At 74.5% G+C, this 23,796-nt stretch carries 21 protein-coding genes; 11 read left to right on the forward strand and 10 right to left on the reverse strand.

Annotated features, from left to right (window positions below; all coding sequences use genetic code 11):
- Positions 1-74: 74 nt before the first annotated feature.
- The 3 genes from C5507_RS12455 to C5507_RS12465 are packed head-to-tail and all read right to left on the reverse strand — an operon-like array spanning position 75 to position 4,250.
- Complete coding sequence (locus tag C5507_RS12455; RefSeq protein WP_242611255.1) at positions 75-725, reverse strand: ABC transporter ATP-binding protein; 651 nt, start codon at positions 723-725, stop codon at positions 75-77.
- Positions 722-1,552 carry an ABC transporter ATP-binding protein gene (locus tag C5507_RS12460; RefSeq protein ID WP_104528844.1) on the reverse strand — a complete coding sequence of 277 codons (831 nt, stop codon included), beginning with the start codon at positions 1,550-1,552 and terminating at the stop codon, positions 722-724. The genes C5507_RS12455 and C5507_RS12460 overlap by 4 nt, the downstream gene beginning before the upstream one ends.
- Positions 1,542-4,250 (reverse strand): ABC transporter permease, encoded by a 2,709-nt coding sequence (locus C5507_RS12465; protein ID WP_104528845.1) that lies wholly within the window; start codon positions 4,248-4,250, stop codon positions 1,542-1,544. Before C5507_RS12465 ends, C5507_RS12460 begins: the two co-directional genes overlap by 11 nt.
- A gap of 177 nt (positions 4,251-4,427) precedes the next feature.
- Between C5507_RS12465 and C5507_RS12470 the strand changes: the two genes are divergently transcribed.
- From C5507_RS12470 to C5507_RS12480, 3 genes are all read left to right on the forward strand, one after another.
- Positions 4,428-5,561: a serine hydrolase domain-containing protein gene (locus C5507_RS12470; protein ID WP_104528846.1), complete on the forward strand. Its 1,134-nt coding sequence runs from the start codon at positions 4,428-4,430 to the stop codon at positions 5,559-5,561.
- Positions 5,562-5,564: 3 nt separating this feature from the next.
- Complete coding sequence (locus tag C5507_RS12475) at positions 5,565-6,119, forward strand: hypothetical protein (protein WP_104528847.1); 555 nt, start codon at positions 5,565-5,567, stop codon at positions 6,117-6,119.
- 95 nt (positions 6,120-6,214) lie between these two features.
- Entirely contained in the window at positions 6,215-7,141 is a 927-nt protein-coding gene (locus tag C5507_RS12480; RefSeq protein WP_104528848.1) for an oxidoreductase, read from the forward strand.
- A gap of 6 nt (positions 7,142-7,147) precedes the next feature.
- Here the strand turns inward: C5507_RS12480 and C5507_RS12485 are convergent, their stop codons facing one another.
- Positions 7,148-7,582: a hypothetical protein gene (locus C5507_RS12485; protein ID WP_104528849.1), complete on the reverse strand. Its 435-nt coding sequence runs from the start codon at positions 7,580-7,582 to the stop codon at positions 7,148-7,150.
- A gap of 64 nt (positions 7,583-7,646) precedes the next feature.
- Here C5507_RS12485 and C5507_RS12490 point away from each other — a divergent pair, with 64 nt between their 5' ends.
- Complete coding sequence (locus C5507_RS12490; RefSeq protein WP_104528850.1) at positions 7,647-7,886, forward strand: thioesterase family protein; 240 nt, start codon at positions 7,647-7,649, stop codon at positions 7,884-7,886.
- 136 nt (positions 7,887-8,022) lie between these two features.
- Positions 8,023-9,816 (forward strand): FAD-dependent oxidoreductase, encoded by a 1,794-nt coding sequence (locus C5507_RS12495; protein ID WP_104528851.1) that lies wholly within the window; start codon positions 8,023-8,025, stop codon positions 9,814-9,816.
- Positions 9,817-9,853: 37 nt separating this feature from the next.
- Here the strand turns inward: C5507_RS12495 and C5507_RS12500 are convergent, their stop codons facing one another.
- Together C5507_RS12500 and C5507_RS12505 are read right to left on the reverse strand one after the other, a co-directional pair.
- Positions 9,854-11,410 (reverse strand): uracil-xanthine permease family protein, encoded by a 1,557-nt coding sequence (locus C5507_RS12500; protein WP_242611256.1) that lies wholly within the window; start codon positions 11,408-11,410, stop codon positions 9,854-9,856.
- Between the two features lie 73 nt (positions 11,411-11,483).
- Complete coding sequence (locus tag C5507_RS12505) at positions 11,484-12,239, reverse strand: DUF2470 domain-containing protein (RefSeq protein ID WP_104528852.1); 756 nt, start codon at positions 12,237-12,239, stop codon at positions 11,484-11,486.
- A 60-nt stretch (positions 12,240-12,299) separates the two neighbouring features.
- Here C5507_RS12505 and rpsD point away from each other — a divergent pair, with 60 nt between their 5' ends.
- Positions 12,300-12,902 (forward strand): 30S ribosomal protein S4, encoded by a 603-nt coding sequence (gene rpsD, locus C5507_RS12510; RefSeq protein ID WP_104528853.1) that lies wholly within the window; start codon positions 12,300-12,302, stop codon positions 12,900-12,902.
- Positions 12,903-12,991: 89 nt separating this feature from the next.
- Complete coding sequence (locus C5507_RS12515; protein ID WP_104528854.1) at positions 12,992-14,767, forward strand: SpoIIE family protein phosphatase; 1,776 nt, start codon at positions 12,992-12,994, stop codon at positions 14,765-14,767.
- Between the two features lie 15 nt (positions 14,768-14,782).
- Here C5507_RS12515 and C5507_RS12520 read toward each other — a convergent pair whose 3' ends face one another.
- Positions 14,783-15,868: a PP2C family protein-serine/threonine phosphatase gene (locus C5507_RS12520; RefSeq protein WP_242611257.1), complete on the reverse strand. Its 1,086-nt coding sequence runs from the start codon at positions 15,866-15,868 to the stop codon at positions 14,783-14,785.
- A gap of 88 nt (positions 15,869-15,956) precedes the next feature.
- On the reverse strand, positions 15,957-17,222 hold the full coding sequence (locus tag C5507_RS12525) for a Cache 3/Cache 2 fusion domain-containing protein (RefSeq protein ID WP_242611258.1): 1,266 nt from the start codon (positions 17,220-17,222) through the stop codon (positions 15,957-15,959).
- Positions 17,223-17,573: 351 nt separating this feature from the next.
- Here C5507_RS12525 and C5507_RS12530 point away from each other — a divergent pair, with 351 nt between their 5' ends.
- Entirely contained in the window at positions 17,574-17,825 is a 252-nt protein-coding gene (locus C5507_RS12530) for a hypothetical protein (protein WP_104528855.1), read from the forward strand.
- A 75-nt stretch (positions 17,826-17,900) separates the two neighbouring features.
- On the opposite strand, the gene C5507_RS12535 is transcribed toward C5507_RS12530, so the two are convergent.
- A complete protein-coding gene (locus C5507_RS12535) occupies positions 17,901-18,434 on the reverse strand; it encodes an arsinothricin resistance N-acetyltransferase ArsN1 family B (RefSeq protein WP_104528869.1) in 534 nt (177 codons plus the stop codon).
- Between the two features lie 42 nt (positions 18,435-18,476).
- Between C5507_RS12535 and C5507_RS12540 the strand changes: the two genes are divergently transcribed.
- A complete protein-coding gene (locus C5507_RS12540; protein WP_104528856.1) occupies positions 18,477-19,652 on the forward strand; it encodes a benzoate/H(+) symporter BenE family transporter in 1,176 nt (391 codons plus the stop codon).
- A gap of 12 nt (positions 19,653-19,664) precedes the next feature.
- Here the strand turns inward: C5507_RS12540 and C5507_RS12545 are convergent, their stop codons facing one another.
- On the reverse strand, positions 19,665-20,543 hold the full coding sequence (locus C5507_RS12545; protein ID WP_242611259.1) for a PHP domain-containing protein: 879 nt from the start codon (positions 20,541-20,543) through the stop codon (positions 19,665-19,667).
- A gap of 35 nt (positions 20,544-20,578) precedes the next feature.
- Here C5507_RS12545 and C5507_RS12550 point away from each other — a divergent pair, with 35 nt between their 5' ends.
- Positions 20,579-22,801 (forward strand): RecQ family ATP-dependent DNA helicase, encoded by a 2,223-nt coding sequence (locus C5507_RS12550; protein ID WP_104528858.1) that lies wholly within the window; start codon positions 20,579-20,581, stop codon positions 22,799-22,801.
- Positions 22,802-22,854: 53 nt separating this feature from the next.
- Positions 22,855-23,481 (forward strand): alpha-ketoglutarate-dependent dioxygenase AlkB, encoded by a 627-nt coding sequence (locus C5507_RS12555; RefSeq protein ID WP_104528859.1) that lies wholly within the window; start codon positions 22,855-22,857, stop codon positions 23,479-23,481.
- Positions 23,482-23,796: the final 315 nt, after the last annotated feature.

A 23,796-nucleotide genomic window follows, 5' to 3' on the forward strand; every position in this document is an offset into this window, starting at 1 on the left:
TCGATCGGCTCGGGTGGCCGGCTCCTGGAGCGTGTTCACCCGCCGGGATGGGGCGGCTCCGCGCCGTGCGGGGTTCAGCCGGGGACGACGACCCCGTCGTGCAGGCGGACCACCCGGTCGGCCGAGGCGATCACCACCGGGTCGTGGCTGGCCAGCAGCACGCCGCAGCCGGTGTGCGCGCAGTGCTCGCGCAGCGTGCCCAGCACGTGGGCGGTGAGGTCCTCGTCCAGCCGGCCGGTGGGCTCGTCGGCCACCAGGAAGGCCGGCGCCACGACGAGCGCGCGGGCCAGTGCGGTGCGCTGCTGCTCGCCGAGGGAGACCTCGTCGGGCATGCGGGCGGCCAGATGACCCAGCCGGAGCGTCTCCAGGGCGCCGAGGGCGGCGGCGTGCGGATCGGGCAGGCCGGCCAGCCGCGCGGGCATCGCCACGTTGTCGGCCAGCGTCAACTCGTCGAGCAGGCCGAACCGTTGCGGGACGACGGCGACCGTCGTCCACGCGGCGCTCCCCGGGGTCGCCGCGCCGGGGACCGACACCTCGCCGGTGTCCGGCACCTCCCAGCCGAGCAGGCAGTTGAGCAGCGTCGTCTTCCCCGACCCGGACCGGCCCAGCAGCGCCACCATCTCGCCGGGCTGCACGCCGATGCTGACCCCGCGGAGGGCGTGCACCTCCTCGCTGCCCCGCCGGTAGCTCTTGTGCAGGCCGGTGCCCCGCAGCGCGGTGCTCACGAGGGCTCCCGCAGGACGACGCCGTCGCCGGTGACGTCGATGAGCACGCGGCGGGCGGGAAACCGGGCCAGCGCCTCCTCGGGCAGCTGCACCCGGCCGTCGCCGTCGATGACCGCCAGCCGGCGGCCGGCCACCTCCTCGTGGGAGACGGCACCGGAGCGCAGGTGGATGACCTGGTCGGCGGCGCTCGCGGCCAGCGGGTCGTGGGTGGCCATGACGACGGTGGTGCCGGTGCGGGTGAGCTCGGAGACGGCGGTGAGGAGGTCGGCGGTCGTGGCGCTGTCCAGCTCGCTGGTGGGCTCGTCGGCCATGACGAGCGCCGGCCGGCCGATCACCGCCTGTGCGAACGCGAGCCGCTGCTGCTCCCCGCCGGAGAGCTGCCCCGGCAGGTGCTCGGCCCTGTGGGCGATGCCGAGCAGGTCGAGCAGCTCGGCCCCCTCACGCCGCGCCTCGGCACGGCCGACGCCGCGATAGCGGGCGGCCATCGCCAGGTGCTCGTGCCCGGTGAGGTGCGGCAGCAGGTTCTGCGGCGGGCGGGCGAAGACGTAGCCGATGTGCCGGCGGCGCAGCGCCCGCAGCCGCCGGGCCGACAGGCCGGTGAGGGGGTGCCCGGCGACCTCCGCCCGCCCGGCGGTGGGCCGGTCCTGCGCGGCGAGGATCCTCAGCAGCGAGCTCTTGCCCGAGCCCGACGGGCCGGTGATGGCGGTCAGGCGCCCGGCGGGGACGACGGCGTCCACGCCTTTGAGCGCGTGCACCTCGCCACTGGGCGACCAGTAGATGCGGACCAGTCCCTCACAGGTGGCCGCAGGGGTGCCGTCATGTCGCATCGCGCATCACCTGCCCTCCGGTCGCCCGGCGGGCGGTCCGGCCGACCAGCCACGAGCCGATGACGGTGACCAGCACGACGCCGGCACCGACCGCCGCGATGCTGCCCCACGGAACGGCGAACACGGCCTCCGGTTCGAGCGAGGGCACCGGGTCCAGCACCCGCAGCACCAGGGCCGAGGCGGGCAGCGCGACGACGACCGCGACCAGCGCGGAGAGACCGGCGAGCAGGCCGATCTCCAGGCCGGCGGAGACGTCGGCCGCCCGGTCGGTCATGCCCATGCGGCGCAGCAGCAGCCCGGCCACCGTGCGCCGCCGCTGCTGGGCGACGGCGTGCATCGTGACGCCGACCAGCCCCAGCACCCCGGCCGCCAGGGCGACCGCGCGCAGGTAGTCCAGCGACCAGGTCTGCGCGGTCAGCTCGGGACGGGCGGTGAACGCGTCGGCCGTCGTCGGCTGGTCCTGGGCCGACGGCACGTATCCCGTCGCGGCGAGGGAGTCGAGGACTCCGACGAGCTCCCCGCGGGACCAGACCTCGCGGGCCAGCACGAGCGCTGGGTCGCGCCCGGCCTCCTCGACGGCGGCCAGGTAGGCGTCCCACTCGGCCACGACCAGGGGCTCGCTCGAGCTCTGCCCGGGAAAGGCCTCCGCGCGGCCGACCACCTGCACGGGCATCGAGTAGTAGCCGAAGTCGAGCGTGAGCTCGCCGTCGGTCCCGTCGACGACGCCGTCGGCCACGTCTCCGGCGACCAGCACCGGGACCCGCTGACCGCCGTCGCCGGCCAGCGCCGTCATGAGCTCGTCCAGCGGGCGGTCGGCGAGGCCCTCGTCCCAGCGGACGACGCCGGCCACTGCGTCCGGCCGGACGACCAGCACGTTCACCCGGGCGGCGCCGGGCAGCAGCGTCGCCTCCCGCTCCACGCCCACGACCATGGCACCGGGAGGAAGCTCCCGGCCGGTGGTGTCCGCGCCGATGGGGACGACGACGTCGCTGCCGGTCGCCACCGCCGCCTTGGTCGCGATCGTGCGGTCGGTGGACGAGCCCAGCGCCCCGGCGTAGACGACCAGGCCCAGCGAGAGCGCCGTCGTCACCACCACGAGGCGGGCGGCACCCTGCCCGGCCAGCACCCGCCGGGCGGCGAGGAACGGGCCCACGGGCAGCCGGCGCAGCCTGCCCCCCGGACCGGTGGCCAGCCGCGGCAGCGCCGCGGTCAGCGCCCCGGCGACGACCACCGTGATCAGCAGCGGCACGACCAGGGTCAGGACGTCGATGCCGCCGCCCTCGGCCGCCGGCTCCGCGGTGAACAGCGGCACGGTCGCGACCACGGCGAGCACGGCGGTGATCGCCAGCCACGGCACCCGGGCGAGCACGTGGGCGGCCTGCCCGCTGCCGATGGAGTCCAGCCGGGTGACCAGGACGGCGGTGACGACGGCGACGACGGCCACCGCGGCGATCCCGCCTCCCGCGAGGACGGCGAGCGACCGGCCGAGGACGCCGGGCGGGATCGTGTCGGCGGGGCCGAGCCGCTGCACCAGCAGCCAGCCGATCGCCCCACCGGCGGCCAGCCCGAGGAGCACGGGCAGCACCGCCTCCCGGGCGGCCTGGCCGGCGCCGCGGGCGGGGGAGAGGCCGCGGGCGACCAGCGAGCGCTGCTCGTCCTCGCGACGGCGCATGCGCTGCGCGGCCCAGGCGCCCACCAGCACGAGGGCGGCCACGCCCCCGCCGATGCCGACGGCGCGGACCGGCGGCTCGAGCAGCGTTCCGGTGGTGTCGACGGTCTCCAGCGCGGTGGGGAGGGCGGTCCGGCCCACCGGCGTCTGGTAGCCCTCCTCGTCCACGAGGCGGGAGACCGCCGACTCGGGCGAGGCGATCGCCGCCTGCATGCGCTGGGTGGCGCCCACGGCGTCGCGGGCGACGGCGACCGGCAGGCCCGGATCCAGCGGGAGGAACCACTCCAGGAAGAGGTGCTCCTCGAGCGCGGCGGCGGTCGCCACGGCGGTGTCCCGCGGGGCGAGCACCGCCGGTGGGGGGTGGACGAGGTTGCCGCTGCGCTCGTCGAGCCGGGGCAGGAAGAGGAAGCTGTGCGGCTGCCAGGTCTCCGGCAGGGGGGTGGTGAGGTCGGCGTAGACCCCGCCGACCACCAGCTCCGCCCCGCCGGGCCGCATCGAAGGGGTGACCGGCAGGCGGTCGCCCGGACCGAGGCCGGATCGTTCCGCCATGCGCTGCGGGATGAGGACGCCGGTGTCGGTCGCCTGTCCGGCCACTATCTCCAGGCCCTCGAACGAGCCGGTGCGGAACACCAGCTGCGCGTAGCCGCCCCCCTCGGGACCGGTGAACAGAATCGGGTCCATCAGGAAGCCGATCGTCTCCGGCAGCCCGAGGCCGTCCTGGTCGACGCGGGCCCGGCGGGCCGCCTCGGTGACCGCCTCGTCGAGCTCGGTGGCCCGGGAGATGCGGGTGTCGGAGGTGCGCTGCCGGCGGGCCTGGGTGGTGGTGCCCAGCGTCGCACCGAGCACCGTCTCGCTCAGCCGGTCGCGCTCCTGCTCCCAGGCGCCCTGCTCGGCGCTGGCGACCATGAGCGGCGCGGACACCAGCGCGGCGGCGAGGACGGCGACCAGCACGACCAGGCCCAGCGCCTGCCCCGGCACCGGCAGCAGCCGGAGGCGGAGGTGGCGCAGCGCCGCCCGGATCGTGATCATCGCCGGGAACCTATCCGGGGCCCCGGACGGTTCCGATACCTGCGCCGGACTCGTTGCAGAGTCGTTGCTGCCGCTCAGGGCCCGAGGGTGCCGGACGGTGCTGCGACGACCGGTCCACCGTGATGTGATCACCGGCGAGGCGCGCCGACGACGCCGTGCCCGGAGCGAGGGGGGCTGATGGCCGAGGTCCACGGGCGGTGCGACGAGCGGTTCGCCGGCGTGCGCGAGGCGCTCGCGCAGCAGCTGGACGGCGAGGAGCTGGGTGCCTCGGTCGCCGTCGACCTGGACGGCGAGACCGTCGTCGACCTGTGGGGCGGCTACCGGGACGAGGCGCGCACGCAGCCCTGGTCGGAGCACACGATCGTCAACGTCTGGTCGACGACGAAGTGCGTGCTCACGCTGGCCGCCCTGATGTTGGTGGAGCGCGGCGAGCTGGACCTCCACGCGCCGGTGGGCGACTACTGGCCCGAGTTCTGCGCCAAGGGCAAGAAGCACGTCGAGGTGCGGCACCTGCTCGCCCACACCTCCGGCGTCTCCGGCTGGGAGCAGCCGTTCTCCGTCCGCGACATGTACGACTGGCCGTCGGCCACCGAGAAGCTGGCGCAGCAGCGGCCCTGGTGGGAGCCGGGCACGGCGTCGGGCTACCACGCGAACAACCAGGGTCACCTGGTCGGCGAGGTGATCCGGCGGATCACGAACACGACGTTCAAGAAGTTCGTGGCCGACCACATCGCCGACCCGCTGGGCGCGGACTTCCAGATCGGGGCGCGGGAATCGGAGGTGTCCCGGATCGCGCCGGTGGTGCCACCGCCACCGCCCGACGTCGACCCGCGGACGCTGGACCCGGAGTCGGTGGCCGTCCGGACCTTCACCGGCCCCACGGCGTCGGCGAAGGCGGCGAACACGCCCGAGTGGCGGGCTGCCGACCTCGGCGCGCTGAACGGGCACTCGAACGCGCGCGGGGTCACGAGGGTGCTGCGGACGCTGTCGCTGGGCGGCTCGGCGGGTGGTGTGCGGCTGCTGTCGCCGTCGACGGTGGAGAAGATCTTCGACCAGCAGGCCGACGGCGTCGACCTCGTCCTCGGGGCGCCGTTCCGCTGGGGGATGGGCTTCTGCCTCGGCTCGCCGACGGTGCCCTACGTGCCGGAGGGGTGCACGTTCTTCTGGGGCGGCTGGGGCGGCTCGCTGGTGGTCTGCGACCTCGACCGGCGGCTGACGATCAGCTACATGATGAACAGGATGGGCGGTGGGCTCGTCGGGTCACCGCGCAGCGAGGCCTACGTGCGGGCCGTCTACGACGCGCTGGGCTGAGCCGTGGACCTCGACGACGTCCTGCCGCGGCCGGAGCACGTCACCCGGCAGGCGCGCTGGATCGCCGCCCCGCCCCCGGTCGTCTGGGACGCGCTGCACGCGGTCCGGCTCACCGAGCTTCCGGTGACGCTCGCGCTCTCGGCGGCGCGGTTCCTGCCGGTGGTGCTGTCCGGTCGCGGTACGGGGCAGCTGCACGACCGCCCGTTCCTCGACGCCCTGCCGGTACCGCTGCTGTCCTCGGAGGCGCCGACCGCGGTGGTGTTCGGCGGCGCGCTGCAGGCCTGGCGGCTGTCCGGCGGGGAGGACGGACCGGTCCTGGACGCCGATCGGTTCCGCCGGTTCACGCAGCGCGGCTGGGTCAAGGCGGCCATGGATTTCCGCCTGACGCCGCGCGACGAGGGCACGGAGCTGAGTTCGGAGACGCGGGTGATGTCGACCGACGCGGAGGTCCGCCGCCGCTTCGACCGCTACTGGCGCTTCGTCCGGCCGGGCAGCTCGGCGATCCGCTGGGAGGTCCTGACCGCGGTCGAGCTGAAGGCCACCGGCCGCCTGCCCTGACCGCGACTGCGCGCAGAAGTACCCCCCGGAGGGCCCGGTGAGGTCCTTTTCCGCGCGATCGCCGTCGCAGGACCGGATCGGGGAGGATCGGCCTCGTGACCTGGACCGAGAAGGACATCCCCGACCTCAGCGGACGCACGGCGGTGGTGACCGGCGCGAACGGCGGGCTCGGCTTCCAGACGGCGCTGGCGCTGGCCGGCGCGGGCGCGCACGTGGTGGTGGCCGCCCGCGACCCGCAGAAGACGACGACCGCGGTGGCCCGGATCGCCGAGCGGTACCCCGCCGCCTCGCTCGAGGTCGTGCCGCTGGACCTGGGCGACCTGTCGGGCGTGCAGGCCGCCGCCGGGGCGGTGCTGGCCGCCCACGAGCGGGTCGACCTGCTGGTCAACAACGCCGGCGTGATGGCGATGCCGCAGCGGACCACGGTCGACGGCTTCGAGATGCAGCTCGGGGTCGACCACCTCGGGCACTGGGCGTTCACCGCGCACCTGCTACCGGCCCTGCTCCGGAGCGACTCGGCGCGGGTGGTGACGGTGACCAGCACCGCGCGGTTCATGGGCGGGACGCTGGACGCGGCCGACCCCCACATGACGCGGAAGTACCGGGCCTGGGGCTCCTACGCGCGGGCCAAGATGGCCAACTACCACTTCGGGCTGGGGCTGCAGCAGCAGTTCGAGCGGGCGGGGGTGGGTGCGCAGAGCCTGATCGCGCACCCGGGGCTGTCGAACACCGACCTGCAGGCGCGGACCGTGCGCGAGGGCGGCGGCGGCTGGATCGCGGCGATCGCGCACGCGATGACGGCGCGGTCGGGGATGACGCCGCTGGAGGGTGCTCGGCCGCAGCTGCGGGCCGCCACCGACCCGAGCGCCCGCGGCGGGGAGCTGTACGCGCCCCGGTTCGGCTCGCACGGCTCGCCGGTCCGCCGGTCGATCCTGCGCCGGTTCGACCTGCAGAAGCAGATCGACGTGCTGTGGCAGGTGTCCGAGCGCGAGACCGGCGTGCCGCTGCGCGACGCGGGCTGAGGGGGGTCAGACCCAGGCGGCGTCGGGGGCCATGCCGGCGTCGGTGGGGGCCAGCCGCAGGAAGCCGTCGCCGGGGCTGCCGGTCCAGCGCGAAGGGTCGGCCAGGACGGCTCGGGCGATGCCGGGGTCGTCCTCCACCCGGTAGCGGCCCTTGTGCCAGGCCCGCCACTCGGCGACGTTCTGCGGGCGCGGGGCGTCGTCCGGCGGGTCGGTGTAGAGCTCGAGCAGCCCGGCGTCGAACCAGGCGACCAGCTGGCGGGAGCACTCGGCCGGGTTCCAGGGGCCGTGCTCGTAGCCGCCGCGCCCGTCGGACAGGCCCAGCGGGACCTCCCAGAGCCAGTGCTCCTCGACGACGGCGAGGTACATCTGCTCGACGAACTCGGAGGGGCTGTCGCCGGCCGCGGGTTGACGGGCGGCGCCGGTACGCGCGGGTCCGGCCATGGTGCCGAAGGCTGGCAGAGCGCGCCTGACCCGGCAACAGCAGCGGCCCGGCCCGGGCTCACCGGTGCGACGGTGCAGCGGGCGCGCCGGTGCACGGGCTGCCGATCTCGTCGAGGACGTCGACGCCGTCGAGCTCACCGCCCACCTCGCCCGTCCGGCACCCGGGCCGGGCGCGTGGGTGCGGGTCGACCAGCGGACGGTGTGGTGCGACGCGGACGTCGCGATCGACGACGTCGAGCTGCGGGCGGAGGACGGGGCGCTGGTCGCCCGCGGTCGGCAGACGCGGCGGCTGGTCGGCCCCTGACCAGCGCGGCCGCGGGTACCTCCTGGTGGTCCCGGCGGCGCCTGTCCTAGTGTTCCCGTGACGTGCGTCACGTGCCCTACCTGATCGCGCGCCCCCGTTTCTCGCGGACCTCTGCCCGTGCACGGAAGGGACCCCCATGACCGCCAGCCCCAGGGACGCCGCAGAGACCGGTGCCACCGTCACCACCGACGTCCTGGTGGTGGGCTCCGGCCCCGCGGGGGCGGCTGCCGCGCTGTTCCTCGCCTCGTACGGCACGCCCACCCTGATGGTCACGAAGTACGGCCGGCTGTCCGACACCCCGCGTGCCCACATCACCAACCAGCGCACGATGGAGACGCTGCGTGACGTGGGGCTCGAGGCCCGCCTCATGCAGGAGGCGACGCCCTGGGAGCAGATGGGCAACACGACGTTCTGCACCAGCCTGGCCGGCGAGGAGCTGGGCCGGATCCCCTCGTGGGGCACCGACACCGTGCGGCACGCGGACTACGAGCTGCAGAGCCCGTGCACGATGCTCGACGCCCCGCAGACGATCACCGAGCCGATCATGGTCCAGGCCGCGCAGGAGCGCGGCGCACGCGTCCGCTTCGACACCGAGTACGTCTCCCACGTCCAGGACGACGACGGCGTCACCACGACCGTGCGCGACCGGCTGACCGGTGCCGAGTACGCGATCCGGTCGAAGTACCTCGTCGGTGCCGACGGCGCCCGCAGCAAGGTCGCCGCCGACCTGGACCTGCCCTTCGAGGGCCCCGGCGCGGTCGCCGGCGCGCTGAGCATCGTCTTCGAGGCCGACCTGTCGCGGTTCGTCGCACACCGCCCGTCGGTCCTCTACTGGATGCTGCAGCCGGGCGCGGAGAAGGAGGGCGTCGGGCTCGGGGTGCTCCGCATGATCAAGCCCTGGGGCGAGTGGATGCTCATGTGGGGCTACGAGGTCGCGGCCGGCCCGCCGGAGCTCACCGACGACGTCGTCCGGGAGCTGGCGGTGAAGCTCGTCGGCACCGACGACTTCGAGATGCGGGTGAAGTCCCGCTCGCCGTGGACGGTCAACCACCACTTCGCGACGACGATCGCGCGGGGCCGGGTGTTCTGCGCCGGCGACGCCGTCCACCGCCACCCGCCGACGAACGGGCTGGGGTCCAACACCTCCATCCAGGACTCCTACAACCTGGCCTGGAAGCTCGCCCACGTCGTCGCCGGGACCGCGGATCCGTCGCTGCTGGACAGCTACGACGCCGAGCGGGCGCCGATCGCCCGCCAGATCGTCGAGCGGGCCAACCAGAGCATCGCCGACACCGGGCGGATCCTCAGCGCCCTGGACCTGGAGCACACCGAGGCCGACGCGCTCGAGCGCCAGCTGGCGCTGTGGAAGTCGCCCGGGCCGGAGGGGGAGAAGATCCGCGCCGCGCTGCGCGAGGCGATCGCCTACAAGGCCTACGAGTTCGACGCCCACGGCGTCGAGCACAACCAGCGCTACGCGTCCGCGGCGGTGGTCCCGGACGGGACGCCGATGCCGGAGTACCGCCGGGACCCGGAGCTGTACGCGCAGCCCACGACCTGGCCCGGCGCGAAGCTGCCGCACACCTGGGTGACCCGCGACGGCCACCGGGTCTCCACCCTCGACCTCGTCGGGCATGGCCGCTTCAGCGTCGTGACGGGCATCGGCGGGCAGGCGTGGCTGGACGCGGCACGCTCGCTCGGCGAGGAGTGGGGGCTGACGATCACGCCGGTCTCCATCGGTCCGGGCCAGGAGATCGAGGACCCGTACGGGACCTGGGCCGAGCTCCGGGAGATCGAGGACGGCGGCGTGCTGCTGCTGCGCCCGGACGTGTACGTCGCCGGGCGGCACGCGTCCGCGCCGTCGTCGCCGGAGCAGGCCGCCGACTGGCTCCGGCGGGCGCTGGGCGGTGTGCTGGGTCGCCCCGTCGGCTGACGCTTCGGACGCCGGCCGGTCCCGTGGCCGGCCGGCGTCAGGTCGCCCGGCGGTCCTCTGCCGACGTCGTCGTCGCGGCCACCTCGTCGCCGGGCACGTGGCCGAAGGTGGACCCGGCCGCGGGGTGCGGGCCCTCGCGCAGCAGCGACGCCTTCATCTCCGCCGGCGCCAGCGCCCGCGCGACGTGCCAGCCGACCACCGCGACGATCGTGCCGAGCGCGATCCCGCCCAGCGAGAAGTCCTCGCTGAACCGCAGCAGCGGGGCGTCGTTGCCCGAGTTGCCGACCGCGATGACGATCCCGGCGGCCAGCGGCACCAGGTTGATCGGGTTGGCGAAGTCGACGCGGTTCTCCTTCCAGATCTTCGCGCCGAGCAGGCCGATCATCCCGTAGAGCACCACGGTGATCCCGCCCAGGACGCCACCCGGGATCGCGTTGATCAGCGCACCGAACTTCGGCACCAGACCCAGGCCGATCGCCACGAGGGCGGCCACGTAGTACGCCGCCGTCGAGTACACCCGCGTCGCCGCCATGACGCCGATGTTCTCCGCGTACGTGGTGGTGGGGGAGCCGCCGACCGAGGTGGCCACGACGGTGGTGACGCCGTCGGCGAAGACGGCCCGGCCGATCATCGGGTCGAGGTCGCGGCGGGTCATCTCGGCCACCGCCTTCACGTGCCCGGCGTTCTCCGCGACGAGCGCGATCACGGCCGGCAGCACGAGCAGCGCGAAGTTCACCGAGAAGGTCGGGGTCGTGAACGACGGCAGCCCGAACCACGGGACCTCGCTCACGGCGCTGAAGTCGACCCGGTCGTGGCTGAACGCGGTCGCGAGGCAGTACGGGCCCTCCTCGGTGCACGGGTTCCCGGCGGCGTCGCGCAGGTTCTGGCCCGGCAGCACGGAGGTGATCGGCCCGGCGGTCAGATCCAGCAGGACCGAGAACAGGTAGCCGAAGACCAGCCCCAGCAGGATGGAGATGCGGGCGAGGAAGCCGCGCAGCAGCAGCGCGGTGACGACCACGAAGGCCATGGTCGCCAGCGCCACCCACTGGTCCTGCAGCCAGTAGGTCGCCGTCGCCACCGGGGCGAGGTTGAAGCCGATGAGCATGACCACCGCGCCGGTGACCGCCGGCGGGAGCACCCGGTTCACCAGGCGCACCCCGGCCAGGTGGACGAGCACGCCGGCCAGCGCCAGGACGACGCCGGACACCAGCAGCGCCCCCAGCACGTCGGACGTCGTCCCGCCCGCGGCCCGGACGGCGACGACGCCGCCCACGAAGGACGCCGAGCTGCCCAGGTAGCTGGGCACCCTCCCCTGCACGACCAGCAGGAAGATGATCGTCGCGAACCCGCTCATCATGATCGCGAGGTTGGCGTCCAGGCCCATGAGCAGCGGGAAGACGAACGTCGCCCCGAACATGGCGACGACGTGCTGCGCGCCGATGCCCACCGTGCGGGGCCAGGACAGCCGCTCGTCCGGCGCCACCGCCTCGCCCAGCGGCGGGGCCTTCCCGTCCCCGTGCAGCTTCCAGCCCAACGCCACCGGTGCCCCCTCGACCTGCGCCTCCGCCCGCGACCGCTCCCGGGCGACGCGCATCGTCCCACCGACCGGCGGGCGGTCCGGTCGGGGGCGTGCACCGGCCGAGCGCGAGAGCTTCCGGGGGAGACGCTCAGGCGGGGCCGCAGGTCAGCAGGTGGTCCAGCGCCGCGGCCACCTCGTCGACGTCGTCCAGCGCGTCCACGAACGGCACCCGCAGGTCGTAGCAGCCCTGCCGGCCCTGCACGCGGAAGCGGACGCCGAAGCGGTCCAGCCCCAGGATCCGGACGTCGTCGTGCCGGCCGGCCCACCGCTGCACCCGTCCGCGCAACCGGCTCAGCGGCTCGCGCTGCGTGGCGAGCAGCTCGGGCTCGGCCGAGGTCACGACGTCTGGCCGCGCGTCGCGGAAGGCGTCGGGGTCGACGTCGGAGACCGTGCCCGATTCCTCGAGCACCACCTCGGCGAGGTCCAGCCGCACCAGGACGGCGGAGAGCCCCACCTCGAACAGGGCGTCGGCGGGCGAGGTCTCCGCGAAGTCCAGCAGCAGCCGCGGGACGTCGGCCTCGGGGACCGCCGTCACCCAGCCGGTCATGTGCACGAGCCCGCGGACGGGGTGCCGGAGCGGCAGCGGCGCACGCTCGGTCACCACGAGCCGGGCCGGGACGTCGCCCAGCGGGGACCCGCGCAGCGCTGCGACCGCGCCGCCGTCGGCCGGGACGACGAGCAGCACGTCGCCGTCGGTGGTGGTCGTCGACGCCCGCACAGGGCAGGCGCCGACGCCGCTGACGTGCAGGGCCGCCGCGGAACGCGTGGCCACGGTGCGGGCGCGCTCGGCCGCCGGCGGCTGCCGGTCGACGGCTGCGGACGGGTGGGTCGGACCGGCCGTCATGGACCACCTCGGGATGCTCGGAGCGAGTAGTAAGGTGAGCCTAACCAAACTGGAGGTCTCGTGAACACTCCCCGTCCCAAGGTCCGGCTCAGTCGCGCGCTGGGCATCCCGCTCACGCCGAAGTGCGTCCAGTACTTCGAGCGCCGTCCCTACCCGCCGGGTGAGCACGGCCGCAAGCGCCGCAAGGACAGCGACTACTCCACCCGGCTCAAGGAGAAGCAGCGGCTGCGCGCCCAGTACGACATCAGCGAGACGCAGCTGCGGGCCGCCTTCGACCGCGCCAGGCGCACCGGCGGGAAGACCGGCGAGGCGCTGATCCAGGACCTGGAGTCGCGGCTGGACGCCACCGTCCTGCGCGCCGGGTTCGCCCGCACCATCTACCAGGCCCGCCAGTTCGTGACCCACCAGCACGTGCTCGTGAACGGCAAGCGCGTCGACCGCCCCTCCTACCGGCTCAGGCCCGGCGACTTCGTCCAGATCGCGGAGAAGTCGCGGACGAAGGAGCCGTTCGTCGTCGCCGCCTCCGGGGCGCACGCCGAGCCGCCGACGTACCTCGAGGTACGGCTGGCCGATCTGGTGGCCCGCTACGAGCGGACGCCGGCCCGCGAGGAGGTCCCGGTCGTCTGCGAGGAGCAGCTGGTCGTGGAGTACTACTCCCGCTGACGCCGCCCAGGCAATCGATCGGTGGTGTCCAATGCAGCTGCGCCACTCCGGGGTGGCAGGATCGACCCGGGCGATCCGGAGGGCCGCCATTGGCGGCCCGCTCGGGGCGGTGGGGGAGGACGACGCTGGACAGGCATCTCGAGGAGCTGATCACCGGCGCTCCCCGGACCGAGCTGCAGCGGATGGTCCTCGAGCACGACTGGTCCCGGACTCCTCTCGGACCCCAGGAGGAATGGTCGCCGACGCTGAGCGCGGCGGTCAGCACGGCGCTCAACAGCCGTTTCCCCTTCCTGCTCATGTGGGGCCCCGAGCTCGTCATGGTCTACAACGACGACTACGCCCCGATGCTCGGCGCCCGGCACCCCGAGGCGCTGGGCCGGCCGGCACCTGAGGTCTGGGCCGACATCTGGGCCGACCTCGAGGCGATGGTGGCCGAGGTGATGGGCGGGCGGGCCACCTACTCCGAGGACCTGCCGCTGGTCATGCACCGCCACGGCTTCGAGGAGGAGACCTACTTCTCCTTCTCCTTCAGCCCGGTCGTCGAGCCGGGCGGCCGCGTGGTGGGGCTGCTCGACACAGTCGTCGAGACCACCCACCGCGTGCTCGCCGCGCGTCGGCTCAGCGTGCTGCAGCGGCTCGGCAGCCTGCCGCGCGCCTCCCACGGGGACACCGCCGAGGCGGTCGCCACGGCCCTCGGGGTGCTGGCCGATGCCGGCGCCGACTGCCCCCTGGGGCTGGTCTACCTCGTGGACGGCGACGACGACACCCCGCGCCTGGTCGCCGGCCACGGCGTGGCCGTGGAGGAAGAGCTGGCCACGGACGTGCTCGCCGAGCGAGTCCGCTGGGCGGTGGCCACGGGCCGGCCCCAGACGGTCACCGGGCTGTCCACCCTGCTGCCCGGCCTGTCCTCGTCGGCCGGGCCGGCCGGACGGTCCGACGTCGACACCGCGGTGGTGCTCCCGCTGACCGCGGCCGGCGCCGAGCAGCCGATCGGCGCCCTGGTGCTGGGCGCCAGCCCTCGCCTGCCGCTCGACGAGGACTACCGCATCTTCATGGCGCTGGCTGCCGGGCAGGTCGCCGCCACGGTGGCCGACGCCCAGGCGGTCGCGGCCGAACGGCGCCGCGCGGAGGAGCGCGCCCGCTCGGACCAGGCGCGGGCGCAGTTCTTCACCGACGTCGCCGTCACCCTGCAGCGGGCCGTGCTCGGCCCCACCGTCCTGCCCGGGGGGTTCGCCGTCCACTACGAGCCGGCGACCGGGACGCTGGAGGTGGGCGGCGACTGGTACGACGTCGTCGAGCTGTCCGACGGCGCGTACGGCGTGGTCGTCGGGGACGTGGTCGGCCGTGGCCTGGCCGCCGCGGCGGTGATGGGTCAGCTGCGCAGCGCCGGTCGCGCGCTGCTGCTGGAGAGCCGGTCCCCCGGGCACGTGCTCTCGGCGCTGGACGGATTCGCCGCGCTCATCCCGGGCGCGGCGGTGAGCACCGTCTTCTGCGCGATCATCGACCCCTTCACGGGCCGGCTCCGCTACAGCAGCGCCGGGCACCCGCCCGCCGTCCTCGTGGATGTCGACGGTGGCGTCCGGCTGCTGGAGGAGGGGAGCGCCCTCCCGCTGGCCGTCGCGCACCGGGGGGAGCGCCCCGAGTCCGAGGTGCTGCTGCCCCCCGGCTCGACCCTCCTGCTCTACACCGACGGTCTGGTCGAGCGGCGGGACGAGGCCCTGGACGAGGGGATCGGCCGCGCAGCCGACGCGCTCGTCGAGGGCCAGCACCTCGGCCCCGCAGAACTCAGCGCGCTGCTCACCGAGCGGCTGCTCGGCGACGCCCCGGACGACGACGTCGCCTTCGTCCTCTACCGCTGCGGCTGACCGCCCCGCGAGGGGTCAGCGCGGGTTGCGGATCGCGAGCAGGGCGATGTCGTCGTCGCCGCGCGAACCGAGGGCCCCCAGCAGCCCGTCGCAGACCCGGTCGACCTGCTCGCCGCCGATGCGGGACAGCGCCCGCAGCAACCAGGCGGTGCCGTCGTCGAGGGTCATCCCGCGCCGCTCGACCAGGCCGTCGGTGTAGAGCATCAGCAGGTCGCCCCGGCGCAGCACGGTCTCGTGCTCGGTGCGCGGGCTGCCCGCCGACATCGCGCCGAGCAGCCGGTCGGGGGTGCGCTCCAGCAGTTCGGCCCCGCCGTCGGCGTGCACCAGGATCGGTGGCGGGTGGCCGGCGTTGGACCAGCGCAGCGGCACGTCGGCCGCGCCACCCCGCACGTCGACCGTGACGGCGGTGACCGTCAGCAGCGTGTCCAGGCTCAGCCCGGCGAGCACGCAGTCCAGCGCGGTCAGCAGCTCGGCGGGGGAGGTGTGGCCCGAGCCGGCCAGGGCCCGCAGCATCCCGCGGGTCTGCGCCATGGTCGCCGCAGCCGGGGCGTCGTGGCCGGCGACGTCGCCGATGACGAGCATGGTGCGGCCGTCCGGGAGGGGAAAGGCGTCGTACCAGTCACCGCCCACCTGGGCGCCCTGGTCACCGGGCAGGTAACGCGCGGCGACCTCCAGGCCCGGGACCTGCGGCGCGGCACCCAGCAGGGCCCGCTGCAGGCTCTCGCTGGTCCGGACCACCGCGCGGGTCGCCGCGGCCTCTGCGCCGAGCCGGGTGACCTGCCGCTCACGCCTCAGGCGGAGCTCGCAGCTGGTGACGGCCAGCACCCCGGCGAGCACCAGTGCGAGCAGCCGCACGGACTGGGCCACCGCCGTCTCGAAGGTGTACTGCTGCTCGTAGAGGCCGAGCAGCGTGCCCACGATGAAGGCGGCCGCGCTGTAGGCGACCGTGGTCTGCCGGCTCAGCGAGGTGGCGGCGACCAACGGGGCGATGACGGCGAGTCCCAGCACCACCTGACCGCGACCGCTGACCACCTCCGCCAGCACGACCAGGACGAGGGCGGCAGCGGGCAGCGCCGCGTTGACGCGCCCCCAGCCGTTCACCACGTCCCCCTCGTGCGGTCCTGACCTGCGGCTCCGTGTCGAACCGCGATCAACCTAGAGCACGGCGCCGACGACTCCGGCGCGTCCGTCAGCTCCCCGTGCCGGGCATGGTGTCCAGCGGGAGGCCGACGTACAGCACGCCGATCAGGGCCCCGGTGTCGTCGTGCAGGCCCGTGTAGGCGGTGAAGTACTGCCGGTCGGCGACGGTGGCCGCGCCGGTGTAGACCTCGCCCGCCAGCACGGCGGCCAGCACCGGGTTGGGCGTGCCGTCGGCGTTCGTGCGGGCGATGTAGGTGCCGACGTTGCGACGACCGGCGGGGTTGAGCACGGTGGTGGCTGCCCGCACCATGCTGCCCTGGTCGTCCAGCCTCTGGAACAGGGTGCAGCTGCCGCCGACCTGGCGCACGACCTCGTCGACCAGCAGGGCGGGCCGTCGGGGGTCGTCGCTGCGGTCCAGCACCACGTCGCCGATGAGGACGTCGGGCAGCTCGGTCGTGTGCGTGGCCCCGGTCGCCTGGTCGCGCACGGTCACCGCAGAGCGGCTCGTGGCCAGGCGCACGCCGCCGAGGTCGGCGAGCTGCTGCTCGGCGACCGAGAGGGCACGCCGGACGTAGACCACCCGCTGGCTGTCGGCCAGCTGCGCGACGGCGTCGGTGATCCGCGCCGAGCCGCTGGCCGCGCGCTCGACGTTGTCCACGACCCGCTCCGTGGCGGCCCGCTGCTGCTGCACGGCGGCGGCGATGGAGTCCTGGGCATCGTGGATGGAGCCGAGCGTGCCGGTGATCCGCTGGATCACCTCGACCGCCTGCGCCGTCTCCTTCTGCACGGCCTTGATCTGGGCGTCGATGTCCTGGGCGGCCTGGGCGGTGCGCCCGGCCAGCTCCTTGACCTCGTCGGCGACGACGGCGAAACCCTTGCCCACGTCGCCGGCACGGGCAGCCTCGACCGAGGCGTTGAGGGCCAGGAACCGGCTCTGCTGGCTGATCGCGGTGATCAGGCGGACGAACTCGGTGATCGACTCGCTGGCGCTCTGCAGCGCCGCGATCCGCTCGTCGACGGCCCGTGCGTCCTGCACGGCCTCCTCGGCGACGGCGGACGCGCGCTCGGTGCTGGCGGAGATGTCTGCGATCGCGGCGCGCAGCTCCGAGAGGGAGGCCGCGGCGTCGCGGGAGGTGTCGGAGACCTCGCGGGAGGCCTGCGCGAGCACGCCCGCCTGCTGGGCCGCGGCCTCCATGCTGGTGTCCCGCTCGACGCTGCGCCGGGGAGTGGCGGTGGTCCGCCGCGGGGGCGCCTCGGTCGGGGCCGAGGCGGCGACGGGCGCCGTCGCCTCGGGTCGTGCAGCTGACCAGCGCACCTCTGTCCTCCTGACCGGGGATCGCGCAGACCGAAGACCTCGGCGGGGTGCCAGGCGGGTCTGACGGGAGCAGTCGCTCACCGTGGTTGGAACGACACGGTATGTCTCGCAAGGTCCGCCGTGGGGCGACGCGCCGCGACGGCTGCCGCGGCCCTCCTGCCGGGAACCAGGCCTCCGGACGGCTTCTGCAGAGCTCTGCTCCGCCGACGTCGGGCCTGAGGTCGGCAGGATCTCGCGGCACCGACCGCGGAACCGGCCCACCGTGGCTCAAGCGGACCGTCCCGGCTGCCGGAGGGCGCGCCCCAGGAGGAGCTGCGAGCGGTCACCCGGGTCGCGTCGACCGTCTGCGGCGTGCCCAACGCGGTGGTGAACATCCTCGAAGAGTGCTTCCAGCACCAGGTCGGCTCGGTCGGTTTCGACTGCGGTCGCTCCGACGTCGCCGAGTCGATGTGCGTTCTCGCCATGCGGGACGAGCGGCTCCGCCACGTGCCCGACGCCCGGCTGGAGCCCGCCTTCGCCACCAACCCGTGGGTCGACGGCCGGTTCGCCGGCGTGCGCCTGTACGCCTCCGCACCGCTGCGGGTCGCCGACGGACGGGTGTGAAGCCGGTCCGCCGCGCCCAGTTCCGGACCGTGCTCGGCGAGCTCGCCGTCCGGACCTGACCGGCGTCAGCGCGCTTCAGGCCGGTGGCCCCGGCTCGTCGTCGTAGGGCCCGAGCGACCGCTGCATCCACAGCACATCCCGCCAACGCCCCTGCTTGAAGCCAATCCGCCGGTAGGTGCCGATCAGCTCGAAGCCCATCGCCGTGTGCAGCCCGATGCTGGGCTCGTTCGGCAGGGTGATCCCGGCGACGGCGGTCCGGAATCCGCGCTCGCTGAGCCGGGCGAACAGCGCCTCGTACAACGCCCGCCCGCCGCCCCGCCGTCGCCGGCCGCCGTCCAGGTAGACGCTCGCCTCGCAGGACCAGCGGTAGGCCGCCCGCTCCTTGTAGGGGCCGGCGTAGGCGTAGCCGACGACGACGCCGTCGTCCTCGAGCACCAGCCATGCGTGCGCCCGCTGGGCGGTGGCGATCCGCCCCGCCATCTGCTCGCCGGTGGGCGGCTCGAGCTCGAAGGTGATCGTCGTGCCGGTGACGTACGGCGCGTAGATCGCCGCGCAGGCCGCGGCGTCCGCAGGCGTGGCGTCGCGCACGTCCGTCGCAGAGGCACCCATGATCATCAACGGTAGAGGGTGGCTCCGCTAGCGTCGCCCGGCGTGCCCGCCGCCGCGTCGTCGACCACCGTCGCGGGGCTGGTGACCGCGCTCGTCGGGTTCCTCAGCTCCTTCGCCGTCGTGATCACCGGGCTCCGGGCGGTGGGTGCGACGCCGGGTCAGGCGGCGTCGGGCCTCCTGGTCCTGTCCCTCGCCATGGGGTTGGCGACCGTGCTGCTGGCCCAGCGGACCCGCCTGCCGATCACCGTGGCCTGGTCCACGCCGGGCGCAGCGCTCCTGGCCAGTGCATCGGCGCCGTCCTGGTCGGTGGCCGTCGCCGCCTTCGTCCTGGTGGGCGGCCTCGTCCTGCTCACCGCCGCGTGGCCCCGGTTGGGCGACGCGATCGGGGCCATCCCGCCGGTGCTGGCCCAGGCCATGCTGGCCGGCGTCCTGGTGCCGCTGTGCCTGCAGCCGGTCCGGTCCGCCCTCGAGATGCCCTGGCTCGTGGTTCCGGTGGTCCTCGTCTGGGTCGTGCTGCTCCGGTTCTCCGCGCGGTGGGCCGTGCCGGCCGCCTTCGCGGTCACCCTCGGCATCATCGGCTGGCTGGCCGTCCGGGACGGCGGTGTGCCGGCGTCCGCCCTGGTCCCCCGTCTGGACTGGACGACGCCGGACTTCGCCTCCACCGCCGTCGTCGGGCTGGCTCTGCCGCTGTTCCTGGTGACCATGGCGTCTCAGAACGTCCCGGGCATGGCGGTGCTCGCGTCCTACGGCTATCGCGCGCCGTGGCGCCCGGCCATGGCGGTCACCGGCGCCGGCACGGTGCTCGGCGCACCCTTCGGCGGTCACGCGATCAACCTGGCGGCGATCAGCGCGGCGCTGGCGGCCGGCCCGGAAGCGGACGCCGACCCGGGGCGCCGGTACCTGGCCGCCCGCACGGCGGGGTTCGCCTACGTCGGCTTCGCGCTCGTCTCGGTCGCGGTCGCCGCCCTCGTCGCCACGGCGCCGGCCGGGTTCGTCGCCGCCGCGGCCGGCCTGGCGCTGTGGCCGGTGCTGGCGTCGTCCCTGAGCGGCGCGCTGGCCCGGCCCGAGGACCGCATCCCCGTCGTCGCCGCCTTCCTGGTCGCGATCAGCGGGGTGACCGTGGGCGGCATCGGCTCCGCGTTCTGGTCGCTGGCCGTGGGCCTGGCCTTCTGGGCGTGGTACCGCCCCCGGCCGGTCGAGGTGCCCGGCTCGGCGTGACGGGACGGTCCGTCAGCGGCGCCAGAAGTCGAAGCGGTCCCGCCCCGGGCGGAACCCCGCGGCCTCGGCGACGGCGACGGCCAGCTCGAACTTCTGCCCGACCGCAGCCGGCGCGTGCGCGTCGCTGCCGAAGCTCACCGCCTCGCCGCCCGCCTCGTAGAACCAGCGCACCTGGTCGGCCGAGGCCAGCGGGCTGCTGGTGTTGATCTCCAGCGCCCGGCCGGTGCCGGCCAGCGCGCGGAACACCGCCCGGTACTCCTCCTCGTAGTCCTTCTCCACGTACCGGTGGCTGCCCCCGGGCCAGTACCGGCGCGGGAAGTCCACGTGCGCCAGCACCTGGAAGACGTCGCTGCTCCCGATCATCCCGACCATCTCGCCGAGGTAGCGGCGCATCGTGGCGTCGGCGTCCACGTGCAGCAGCCGCCCCACTCCGATCAGCCGGCCCTCGTCCGACAGCGAGTGCAGCGAGCCGAGGACCCGGTCGACCGGGGAGTCCTCGAGGTGCTTGGCGATGCTCGCGGCGAACAGGTGCGGCTCGCCGGTCTCGATGCCCGACCAGATGCGCAGCTCCGGGAACCGGTCGCGCACCTCCGCGATCTCGGCGAAGTAGCCCTCGACGTCGATCGGCAGCTGGTGCGCCGGGTAGCGGTCGACCAGGCCCTCCTCGGTGGCCCGGTCCTCGGCGTGCCACACGGTGAAGTCCAGGTGCTCGGTGAAGGCGATCGCCGGCAGCCCCTGGGCGATCGCGCGCTCGCAGGCCCGGCGCATCGTCGAGGAGTCGGGGGTGTCCCACGACCAGTGGGTGTGCACGTGGTTGTCGGCCGGAAGCTGCCCCTGGTGGTCCATCGCCTGTGGATTGTCCTCCGTCGTCCCCAGGTCGCGCGCGGGCACCCGTTCCGTCGGTGCTCATGCCTACTGTCGTCGGCATGAGCACCGCTGCGCCGCCGTCCTCGATCGCCGACGAGGCCCTGGAGATCCTGCGCGAGCTCACCGGCCGGCCCGACGCGGTCTTCCGCGAAGGGCAGGACGCCGCCGTCGCCGCGCTGGTCGAGCGGTCCGCCCGCGCGCTGGTCGTGCAGCGCACCGGATGGGGCAAGTCGGCCGTCTACTTCGTCTCCACCGCGCTGCTGCGCCGTCGCGGGGCGGGCCCGACCCTGCTGGTGAGCCCGCTGCTGGCGCTGATGCGCGACCAGGTGGCCGCCGCCGCCCGCGCCGGCATCCGCGCGGTCGAGATCTCCAGCGCCAACATGACCGAGTGGGACGACATCGCCGCCCGCCTGGCCGCCGACGACGTCGACGTGCTGCTCGTCTCCCCCGAGCGGCTCACCAACCCGCGCTTCCGCGAGGAGCAGCTGCCCGGGCTGGTCGCCCGGTGCGGCCTGGTCGTGGTCGACGAGGCGCACTGCGTGTCCGACTGGGGCCACGACTTCCGGCCCGACTACCGCCGGATCCGCGACCTGCTGGGCACGCTGCCGGCCGGCACCCCGGTCCTGGCCACGACGGCGACGGCCAACGAGCGCGTGGTCGACGACGTCGCCGAGCAGCTCGGTGCCGGCGGCGTCGAGGTGACGACGGTCCGCGGCCCGCTGTCCCGCGACTCGCTGCGCCTCGGTGTGCTGCGGCTGCCCTCGGACCGCGCGCGGCTGGCCTGGCTCAGCTCGCACATCGGCGACCTGCCGGGCAGCGGCATCGTCTACGCGCTCACCGTCGCCGCGGCCGAGGAGACGGCCAACCTGCTGCGCGACGCCGGGCACGAGGTGCGCGCCTACACCGGCCGGCTGGACGACGCCGACCGCAAGGACGCGGAGGAGGCGCTGCGCACCAACGAGGTGAAGGCGCTGGTCGCCACCTCCGCGCTCGGCATGGGCTTCGACAAGCCCGACCTCGGCTTCGTCGTCCACCTCGGGGCCCCCTCCTCGCCGGTCAGCTACTACCAGCAGGTCGGCCGCGCCGGCCGTGCGGTGGAGCACGCCGACGTGCTGCTCCTGCCCGGCCCTGAGGACATCGCGATCTGGCAGTGGTTCGCCACCTCCTCCATGCCACGAGAGGACCATGCCGCGGCGGTGCTCACGGCGATGGCAGACGGCAAGGCCTGGTCGGTCGCCCGCCTGGAGACGGTCGCCGACGTGCGCCGGTCCCGCCTGGAGCTGCTGCTCAAGGTCCTGGCCGTCGACGGCGCGGTGGAGCGGGTGCAGGGTGGCTGGCGGTCCACCGGCCGTCCCTGGGTCTACGACGCCGACCGCTACGCCCGTGTGACGCGCACCCGCGAGGCCGAGCAGCGGGCGATGCTCGCCTACGCCCGGCCGGTGGACGAGGCCGAGTGCCGCATGTCGTTCCTGCAGTCCGCTCTCGACGACCCGACGGCCCGCCCCTGCGGCCGCTGCGACGTCTGCGCCGGGCCCTGGTACGCCACGGACGTGCCCGAGGCCGCGGCCGAGAAGGCGTCGGCCGCCCTCGACCGGCCGGGTGTGGAGCTGGCGCCCCGGGCGATGTGGCCCACCGGCGCCGACCGGCTGGGCGTCGACGTCAAGGGCAGGATCGCGCCGTCGGAGCAGCTGGAGACCGGCCGGGCGGTGGCCCGGCTCACCGACCTGGGCTGGGGCCAGCGGCTGCGCACCCTGCTGGGTGACGACGGCGTGGGGGGCGTCGTGGAACTCGACCTCGAGGCACCCGGTATCGAGGAGGACCCGGACGCCGCCTTCGAGGTCCCGGTGCGGCGGTCGGTCTCCGACGTCCCGCCGGACGAGGAGCTCCTGCGGGCCTGCGGTCGGGTGCTCGGTGCGTGGGACTGGAAGGAGCGCCCCGTAGCGGTCGTGGCCATCCCCTCCCGCCGCCGTCCGCAGCTCGTGACCGGCGTGGCGCAGGGACTGGCGCGGATGGGGCGCCTGCCCTATCTGGGCGAGCTGTCGTCGGCGCACGGCGGCCCGACGGGTCAGCCGGGCGGCAACAGCGCCTTCCGCCTGGCCGCCGTCTGGGAGCGGATCGTGGTCGGTCCGGAGCTCCGCGCGCGGCTGGCCGAGGTGGACGGGCCGGTCCTGCTGGTCGACGACCTCGCCGACTCCCGCTGGACGATGACCGTGGCCGGCCGCGAGCTCCGGCGGGCCGGCGCCTCGGCGGTCCTGCCGTTCGCGTTGGCGCTCACCGCCTGAGTTATGCACAGCTTTTCGCACACATGTGCGAAAAGTCGGGGTAGCGTGCCGGCATGACGCTGGCGCACCAGCCCTCGATGTGGGACCTCGCCGAGGAGGCGACGCTCAATCCGCTGCACGTCGTCGTCCGGCACCAGCTCGGTCGCGGCGCGTGGGTGGACCACCTGCCCGGCTGGGTGTCGGGGTCCGACGAGGTGCTCGACGTGCTGCTCGGGGACATCGGCTGGCGGGAGGACCGCCGGCAGATGTACGAGCGCGAGGTCGCCGTGCCACGGCTGCTCCGTTGGTACGGCGGAGCCGATCAGCTGCCACACGCGCTGCTGACCGAGGCGCGCGAGCAGCTCAACCGGCACTACGCGCCCGAACTCGGAGAACCCTTCGTCTCCGCCGGCATGTGCCTGTACCGCGACGGGCGGGACAGCGTGGCCTGGCACGGAGACCGGATCGGCCGGGGTCGGTCCACCGACACGATGGTCGCCATCGTCTCCTTAGGCTCGCCGCGTCCGCTCCTGCTCCGCCCGGTCGGCGGTGGGGAGTCGCTGCGGTTCCCGCTCGGCCACGGGGACCTGGTCGTGATGGGCGGCTCCTGCCAGCGGACGTGGGAGCACTGCATCCCCAAGACCACCAAGCCCGTGGGCCCGCGCGTCAGCGTCCAGTTCCGGCCCCGCGGAGTGGCGTGACCAGGTCTTTTCCCCTCCAGGCGCGTGCCCGGGACCCCCCGGGGACCCCCCCTGCAGAACCCCTTTCTCGAGGTGTACTGTTCTCTCTGCGCCCCACGGGAGGCCCGCAAGGGACACCGAGGAGCCCCCCACGGGGATGGCTCTGGAAGCGGCGTAGAGTTGGACATCCAGCTAGGGACGGAGCCCGGAAGGGTCGAGTTTCTGCGCGTCCGCTCCTTGAGAACTCAACAGCGTGCCGAAAGTCAGTGCCAAGTAATACCCCGTGCCGCGGCTCGTGCAGTCGTGGCAGGGATTCCTTTGGTTGATTGATATCGC

Source organism: Blastococcus saxobsidens, assembly GCF_002938435.1.
Taxonomy (GTDB): domain Bacteria; phylum Actinomycetota; class Actinomycetes; order Mycobacteriales; family Geodermatophilaceae; genus Blastococcus; species Blastococcus saxobsidens.

Bases quoted from the DNA above. Each gene is read 5' to 3' on its own strand.
- C5507_RS12555 (WP_104528859.1), top strand. From the start codon at position 22,855: ATGACGCTGGCGCACCAGCCCTCGATGTGGGACCTCGCCGAGGAGGCG.
- C5507_RS12535 (WP_104528869.1), bottom strand. From the start codon at position 18,434: ATGGGTGCCTCTGCGACGGACGTGCGCGACGCCACGCCTGCGGACGCC.
- C5507_RS12470 (WP_104528846.1), top strand. From the start codon at position 4,428: ATGGCCGAGGTCCACGGGCGGTGCGACGAGCGGTTCGCCGGCGTGCGC.
- C5507_RS12505 (WP_104528852.1), bottom strand. From the start codon at position 12,239: ATGACGGCCGGTCCGACCCACCCGTCCGCAGCCGTCGACCGGCAGCCG.
- C5507_RS12465 (WP_104528845.1), bottom strand. From the start codon at position 4,250: ATGATCACGATCCGGGCGGCGCTGCGCCACCTCCGCCTCCGGCTGCTG.
- C5507_RS12550 (WP_104528858.1), top strand. From the start codon at position 20,579: ATGAGCACCGCTGCGCCGCCGTCCTCGATCGCCGACGAGGCCCTGGAG.
- C5507_RS12460 (WP_104528844.1), bottom strand. From the start codon at position 1,552: ATGCGACATGACGGCACCCCTGCGGCCACCTGTGAGGGACTGGTCCGC.
- C5507_RS12500 (WP_242611256.1), bottom strand. From the start codon at position 11,410: ATGCGCGTCGCCCGGGAGCGGTCGCGGGCGGAGGCGCAGGTCGAGGGG.
- C5507_RS12495 (WP_104528851.1), top strand. From the start codon at position 8,023: ATGACCGCCAGCCCCAGGGACGCCGCAGAGACCGGTGCCACCGTCACC.
- C5507_RS12485 (WP_104528849.1), bottom strand. From the start codon at position 7,582: ATGGCCGGACCCGCGCGTACCGGCGCCGCCCGTCAACCCGCGGCCGGC.